5 protein-coding genes, 2 tRNA genes and 2 pseudogenes are annotated in these 7,075 nt (G+C 69.2%); 6 read left to right on the forward strand and 3 right to left on the reverse strand.

The window, feature by feature from the left end; translation table 11 throughout:
- Nucleotides 1-97, reverse strand: a pseudogene (locus ACRDP3_RS16850) (SsgA family sporulation/cell division regulator); the annotation flags it as partial.
- Between the two features lie 125 nt (nt 98-222).
- Between ACRDP3_RS16850 and ACRDP3_RS16855 the strand changes: the two are divergent.
- The 6 genes from ACRDP3_RS16855 (at nt 223) to ACRDP3_RS16880 (ending at nt 4,400) form a co-directional block, all read left to right on the forward strand.
- Complete coding sequence (locus tag ACRDP3_RS16855) at nt 223-636, forward strand: TIGR02611 family protein (RefSeq protein WP_431517777.1); 414 nt, start codon at nt 223-225, stop codon at nt 634-636.
- A 36-nt stretch (nt 637-672) separates the two neighbouring features.
- Nucleotides 673-744 (forward strand) — tRNA-Val (locus tag ACRDP3_RS16860).
- 300 nt (nt 745-1,044) lie between these two features.
- The gene (locus ACRDP3_RS16865) at nt 1,045-1,506 is read left to right on the forward strand and encodes an SRPBCC family protein (protein ID WP_431517778.1); all 462 of its coding nucleotides are present in this window, start codon (nt 1,045-1,047) and stop codon (nt 1,504-1,506) included.
- Nucleotides 1,507-1,539: 33 nt separating this feature from the next.
- Nucleotides 1,540-1,611, forward strand: a tRNA-Val gene (locus tag ACRDP3_RS16870).
- A gap of 193 nt (nt 1,612-1,804) precedes the next feature.
- Nucleotides 1,805-3,781 (forward strand): threonine--tRNA ligase, encoded by a 1,977-nt coding sequence (gene thrS / locus ACRDP3_RS16875; RefSeq protein ID WP_431517779.1) that lies wholly within the window; start codon nt 1,805-1,807, stop codon nt 3,779-3,781.
- Between the two features lie 58 nt (nt 3,782-3,839).
- The gene (locus ACRDP3_RS16880) at nt 3,840-4,400 is read left to right on the forward strand and encodes an HIT family protein (protein ID WP_431517780.1); all 561 of its coding nucleotides are present in this window, start codon (nt 3,840-3,842) and stop codon (nt 4,398-4,400) included.
- A gap of 33 nt (nt 4,401-4,433) precedes the next feature.
- On the opposite strand, the gene ACRDP3_RS16885 is transcribed toward ACRDP3_RS16880, so the two are convergent.
- Both ACRDP3_RS16885 and ACRDP3_RS16890 read right to left on the reverse strand, forming a co-directional pair.
- Nucleotides 4,434-6,104 (reverse strand): hypothetical protein, encoded by a 1,671-nt coding sequence (locus ACRDP3_RS16885; protein WP_431517781.1) that lies wholly within the window; start codon nt 6,102-6,104, stop codon nt 4,434-4,436.
- A 117-nt stretch (nt 6,105-6,221) separates the two neighbouring features.
- Nucleotides 6,222-7,075 (reverse strand): annotated as a pseudogene (locus tag ACRDP3_RS16890) (elongation factor G-like protein EF-G2); the annotation flags it as partial.

Consider the following 7,075-nt stretch of genomic DNA (forward strand, 5'->3'; position numbering starts at 1 on the left):
GGTGCAGCTCGCAGCTGACCGTGGTGTTCATAAGCGCCAGGGCCTTTCGCTCAGTGTGCGCTCGGGGGTTCGCACGTCGGCGAAATCGACATGCCACGTACTCGTCGGTTGTAAACCCCTCTGACCGCTTTGTGAACATTGGAGCCCTTGATATGGCCTGCGTCGTTTTTGCGGCGTACGGCTATTCCGGTGACGAGTGGAAGTTCGGGTACGGTGGCCAATATGAACGCGGAGAGTGACGAGAAGCCGCTGGGGTCACGAGCACCCCGGTTCATCAAGGCGTCCCCGCCCCTGCATCGCAGCTGGCAGGTCGTGATCTTCCTGGTCGGCCTGGCTGTCGTCGTCGGCGGCGTCATCATGCTGCCGCTGCCCGGCCCCGGCTGGCTGATCATCTTCGCCGGGATCGGTGTCTGGGCCACGGAGTTTCCCTGGGCGCAGCGTGTGCTGCGCTGGACGAAGCGGAAGCTGCGGGAGTGGGCGCGCTGGGTGAAGGTCAGGCGGCAGGAGCGCGCGCTGCGCAAGGAAGGCCGGACCCCTCCCGAGTGGTCCGGTGCGGCGGAACAGGTCGAGCCGCCGGAGCAGGCGGAGCGGGAACGGTGGGAGCGGCAGCGGCGGGAGGAGCGGGCGCGGTCATGAGCACCCGCTGACATGCGGTAATCTGGAGCGCGCAGCGGGCGATTAGCTCAGCGGAAGAGCGCTTCGTTCACACCGAAGAGGTCACTGGTTCGAACCCAGTATCGCCCACCCCTGAACAGGGCCCGAAGGCCGAAGCCTTCGGGCCCTGTTCTTTTGTATGCGCCGGGACGCGGTCCTGTGCACCGGGGCGACTTCACCGGACGTTTCTCTCACGAACCGGACAACGGGCGGGAATTCAGCCTCGGAGACTTTCGGCGGAGTGGGGGAAAGGGACGGAAGGCCGTGCTCCGCGCGCTTTTCCGGTGCCGTTGCCAGGACCAAGCCCCCAGCGGTATCGCGGAATTCGGCGGGGCGATCTCCGTGACAGGATGCCGGTGACCGAGCACGGACGCGGAGGAGTGCCCCGGGATGTCGAGCCGCCATCGTTTCCATTTCCGCAGCGTCTGGGTGCTCGCCGCCGCGCCCGCGGAGGTGTACGCCGCCCTCGAGCGTGCCGGGGACTATCCCTCCTGGTGGCCCCAAGTGCGGGAGGTACGCGGGCTGGACGAGCGGTCCGGCACCGCACGCATCCGCTCCGTCCTCCCCTACGACCTGCGCATCACGGGCAGCGCGACCCGTCACGACCAGGCGGCGGGGGTACTGGAGATGGAGATCACCGGTGACGTGGCGGGCTGGGCCCGATGGACGGTGACTCCGTACGGCACCGGCACCCGCGCGCTCTACGAGCAGCGGGTGGAGGTGCGCAAGCCGTCGATGAGGAGGCTGGCGTGGCCCGGGCGGCCCCTCTTCCGTGCGAACCACGCACTGATGATGCGGGCAGGACGGCGCGGGCTCCGGCGGTGGCTCGAAAGGGGTTTGGATGAAGACTGAGCGGCACTGTATGGTGCTGCGCGTGCCGCGAGCGGGCGATTAGCTCAGCGGAAGAGCGCTTCGTTCACACCGAAGAGGTCACTGGTTCGAACCCAGTATCGCCCACCCCGTACCGGAGGCCGGTCCGTCGAGTGACGGGCCGGCCTTCTGCCGTTCATGCCCGTCCACCCGCGCCGTCGGCGGCGGTTACGAGCTGTACCAGGTCGTAACCGCTTCGCGGGGAGGGCACCGGGCTCGGTAGCATTCCAGCTGCGCCGACGCTCGTGGGCGCGACCCAGGTGAGAGTCAGGAGAGACCGGTGGCGGACGTCCGTGTGATCATCCAACGCGATTCCGAGCGGGAAGAGCGTGTGGTGACAACGGGCACGACGGCTGCCGCTCTCTTCGAGGGCGAGCGCACCGTCATCGCCGCCCGCGTCGCGGGGCAGCTCAAGGACCTGGCCTACGTGCCGGCCGACGGGGAGCAGATCGAGCCGGTGGAGCTGGCCAGTCAGGACGGCCTGGACATCCTCCGCCACTCCACCGCGCACGTGATGGCGCAGGCCGTGCAGGAACTCTTCCCGCAGGCCAAGCTCGGCATCGGTCCGCCCATCCGGGACGGCTTCTACTACGACTTCGACGTTCCCGAGCCCTTCACCCCCGATGATCTCAAGCTCATCGAGAAGAAGATGCAGCAGCTGCAGAAGCAGGGGCAGCGCTTCTCCCGCCGTGTCACCACCGACGAGGACGCCCGCGAGGAACTGGCGGACGAGCCGTACAAGCTGGAGCTGATCGGGCTGAAGGGTTCGGCGGCAGAGGCCGCCGAAGGCGCGTCCGCGGAGGTCGGCGCGGGCGAACTGACCATCTACGACAACCTGGACGCCAAGTCGGGCGAGCTGTGCTGGAAGGACCTGTGCCGCGGTCCGCACCTGCCGACCACCCGGGCGATCCCCGCCTTCAAGCTGATGCGCAGCGCCGCCGCGTACTGGCGCGGCAGCGAGAAGAACAAGCAGCTGCAGCGCATCTACGGCACCGCCTGGCCGACCAAGGACGAGCTCAAGGCGCACCTGGAGTTCCTCGCCGAGGCCGAGAAGCGGGACCACCGCAAACTCGGTGCGGAACTCGACCTGTTCTCCATCCCGGAGGAGCTGGGCTCGGGGCTGGCGGTCTTCCACCCCAAGGGGGGCGTCGTCCGCAAGGTGATGGAGGATTACTCGCGGCAGCGGCACGAGGAGTCGGACTACGAGTTCGTCAACACCCCGCACATCTCCAAGGAGGGGCTGTTCGAGACCTCGGGGCACCTGCCGAACTACGCCGAGGGGATGTTCCCGCCCCTGGAGTTCGACGGGCAGAACTACCGCCTCAAGGCCATGAACTGCCCGATGCACAACCTGATCTTCAAGGCGCGTGGCCGCTCCTACCGTGAACTGCCGCTGCGGCTGTTCGAGTTCGGCACCGTCTACCGCTACGAGAAGTCGGGCGTCGTGCACGGCCTGACCCGGGCCCGCGGCTTCACCCAGGACGACTCGCACATCTACTGCACCAAGGAGCAGATGGCTGATGAGCTGGACAATCTGCTCACCTTCGTGCTGGGCCTGTTGCGGGACTACGGCCTGAACGACTTCTACCTGGAGCTGTCCACCCGGGACGAGACCTCGGAGAAGTTCATCGGTGAGCCGGCGGAGTGGGAGGAGGCCACCGAGGCGCTGCGGGAGGCCGCCGGCAAGCAGGGTCTGGAGCTGGTGATGGACCCCGGGGGCGCGGCCTACTACGGGCCGAAGATCTCCGTGCAGGCCAAGGACGCCATCGGCCGGACATGGCAGATGTCCACGATCCAGGTCGACTTCCAGCAGCCCAAGCGGTTCGGCCTGGAATACACCGCGGCCGACGGCTCCCGGCAGCAGCCCGTGATGCTCCACCGTGCCCTGTTCGGGTCGATCGAGCGCTTCTTCGCGGTGCTGCTGGAGCACTACGCGGGGGCGTTTCCGGCGTGGCTGGCGCCCGTACAGGCCGTCGGTATCCCGATCGGGGACACGCACGTGCCGTATCTGGAGGACTTCGCCGCGGAGGCGAAGAAGAAGGGGCTGCGGGTCGAGGTCGACTCCTCCTCGGACCGGATGCAGAAGAAGATCCGCAACGCACAGAAGGCCAAGACCCCCTTCATGATCATCGCAGGGGACGAGGACATCGCCGCCGGCGCGGTCTCCTTCCGTTACCGCGACGGGTCGCAGAAGAACGGCGTACCGCGCCACGAGGCGGTCGCGGAGCTGCTGGACGCGGTGGAGAGCCGGGTGTAGCCGTACGGGCGCCGGACCGGGGGCCACCTCGGGCCCGGCGCCGCATCCGGCAAGTCCTATGCTGGCCCGCATGACGAGCGAGCCGGAACAGCAGATCGGGGTCGGGACGCCGGACGCGTTCCAGCGCCTGTGGACACCGCACCGCATGGCCTACATCCAGGGTGAGAACAAGCCCAGGGGTCCCGGCGCGGACGACGGCTGTCCCTTCTGCACCATCCCGGCCAAGAGCGACGTGGACGGCCTCGTCCTCGCCCGCGGTGAGCACGTCTACGCGGTGCTCAATCTCTACCCGTACAACGGCGGACACCTCATGGTCGTCCCCTTCCGGCACGTCGCCGACTACCCGGGGCTGACCGCCGAGGAGACCAGCGAGCTCGCGGACTTCACCAAGCGGGCCATGACCACCCTGCGGGCCGCCTCCGGTGCGCAGGGCTTCAACGTCGGCATGAACCAGGGCCTGGTCGCGGGCGCCGGCATCGCCGCCCACCTGCACCAGCACGTCGTACCGCGGTGGGGCGGCGACACCAACTTCATGCCGGTCGTGGGCCACACGCGGGTGCTTCCGCAACTCCTCGCCGACACCCGCACCATGCTGGCCGCGGCCTGGCAGGAGGCGTAGCCCACCGGCAGCCCACCGGCACCAAGGGGTCCGTCACGCGTCGTAGGCGTCGGCCTTACGGGGCTCGGCGCCCTGGACGAGGCCGCTGAGGATGAGGGAGCGGGCGCCGAACTTCTCGGTGTCGCAGCCGTTCTCCTTCAGGACACGGATCGCTGCCGCGTGCACCACCCGCAGCACCGGCGTGGCCGCCCGCAGCGCGTCGTCCGCCATGAAGCGGTGCCGCCACGGCTTGTCCGCCCAGGCGTGCCGCAGCCCGAAGGGCTCCGGAAGGTTCAGCTTGCCGCCCAGGAAGTCCAGCATCGGGGGGAACCAGGTGAAGGGCGCCCGGGCGGTGAGCCGCACCACCTCGCGGGCGCGCACCAGCGGCAGCGACACCTCCTTGGTCTCCCAGAACCGCACGCCCTTGGAGACCTCTTTCGTCTCCGCCTTCGGCTTCGTCGTGAACAGCGGATGTACGGGACCGAGCGCGTGCCCGGTGACCTCGATGCGCAGCGTGTGGTGCAGCACTGTCACCGTGATCAGCAGCGTGATCACCAGCTGGCCGTCCCAGAGCACGAACTGCACGCCCAGATAGTGCCGGTTGCCGCTGCCGAACTGCTGCTCGTTGCAGATGCGCTGTATCTCGAAGTCCCTGATGCGGAAGCCCTCCACCTCCTGGCCCTCGGGACGCTTGACCTCCTTGGCGCCCTCGCCGATGGGGGAGACGATCCAGTGCCGTATCGAGGGGGTGGGGAAGCCGCCGGTGTGCAGCGGTCCGCGCTCCAGCATGCGCAGCTGGTCGTAGATCGCGCGCACCACGTCCCAGCTGCGGAAGGGGTTGATATCGCCGTCGGGCTCCACCGACACCAGTTCCTCGGCGAGCTGCCAGCTGCCCCAGCGGGTGCCCATGCCGAGTATGCCCTTGGGACCCGCGTAGTAGACGAGGTTGCTGGCCTGCTCGGCGGTGAGCTTGGCCAGGCCGAGCCGGATGCGTTCGGCTCCCGCGTCGCTCGGGTCCTGCGGCACCGCCTCGGGGATCTTCGCGCCGACCCCGCCGCCGCCGAGCAGCTGCTCCCACTGCGCCCGCATCAGCTTGGCGGACCGCTCGCACACCTGCTTCGCCCACAGCCAGCCGATGACCGGAGCCACGAACATCGCCCGCAGGTAGAGGGCGAGCAGACCCTCGAACGGGAGTTTGAGCACGAAGAGGACGGCCAGCCCGCCCAGCGCGACCATCGCGGCCACGCCGAGCGCTCCCACCCGCTTGTCCTGCGAGCCGGCCATGGCGCGGCGCAGCTGGAAGGCGAGCAGCCACAGCAGCGTGCCGGGCAGGAACAGCAGCCCGAAGATGCCCATGATCACGGTCAGCCGGGTGTCCCGGTGCTTACGGAGCCGGGTCGCGGCCAGACAGTGCTCGACCACGGACTGCGGCTCGGTGCCGAAGGACTGGATGAGCGCTTTGCGCGCGCCGCCGAGCAGCCGCACCTGCACGGCACGGGAGAACGCCTCGCCCAGGTTCGGCTCGAACAGGGAGACGCGCGGTTTCTTCACCGTCGCCTCGTTGTTCGCCGCGAGGAGGGACGTGATCGGACCGTCGCGATAGGCGGCCGACGCGAGGGCCTGGGTGGCGGCCGTCTGTCCGCCCGAGCCGGACAGCGGGACCTGCGCGCCCGGGCTGAAGTCCGACGCGGCCTCGTAACCCTCGAAATCCTGGAATCCGGCCACCGAGCCCCCACTTCGCTTTGCGGCGCGGGGCGCACCCCGCGTGCCGTGCCGACCACTGCACCTTCCCAACCGCCGTGGCCGGCACACCTCTTCGCGCTTCGTCCAGCGTAGCGGTGATCAGCCGCCGCCTTCCGCCGCTTCCAGGATCTTGCCCGCCAGCTGCTGCGGCATCGGCTCGTGGCAGGCGTACGCACGGGCGAACCGCCCCGTGCCGTGGGACAGCGACCGCAGTTCGACCGCGTACCGGCTGATCTCGATCTCCGGGATCTGCGCCCGTACCAGCGTGTTGCCGTTCGCGGCCTGCTCGGTGCCGGAGACCCTCCCGCGCCGCCCCGACAGGTCGCTCATGACCGCCCCGACGTACTCGTCCGCCACCGTCACCCGCAATTCCGCGACCGGCTCCAGCAGATGGACGCGTGCCGCGGCCGCGCACTCCCGCAGCGCGAGCGCGCCCGCCGTCTGGAACGCGGCGTCGGAGGAGTCGACCGAGTGCGCCTTGCCGTCGTGCAGCGTCACCCGGAAGTCCACCAGCGGATATCCGGCGGCGACGCCCTTGGCGGCCTGCGCCCGTACACCCTTCTCTACGGACGGGATGAAATTGCGGGGCACGGCCCCGCCCACCACCTTGTCGACGAACTCGATGCCCGAGCCGCCCGGCTGCGGCTCCACGGTGATCTCGCAGATCGCGAACTGCCCGTGCCCGCCCGACTGTTTGACGTGCCGCCCGCGCCCGGCCGCCTCCTCGGCGAAGGTCTCGCGCAGCGACACCTTGTGCGGCACGGAGTCCACACGCACGCCGTAGCGGCCGCGCAGCCGCTCCAGGGCGACGGACATGTGCGCCTCGCCCAGGCACCACAGCACCAGCTGGTGGGTGTCCGGGTTCTGCTCCAGCCGCATCGTGGGGTCCTCGGCGACGAGCCGGGACAGCCCGTGCGAGAGCTTGTCCTCGTCCGGCTTGCTGTGCGCCTCGA

Origin of the sequence: Streptomyces sp., assembly GCF_050698815.1 — a bacterium.
Lineage (GTDB): Bacteria > Actinomycetota > Actinomycetes > Streptomycetales > Streptomycetaceae > Streptomyces.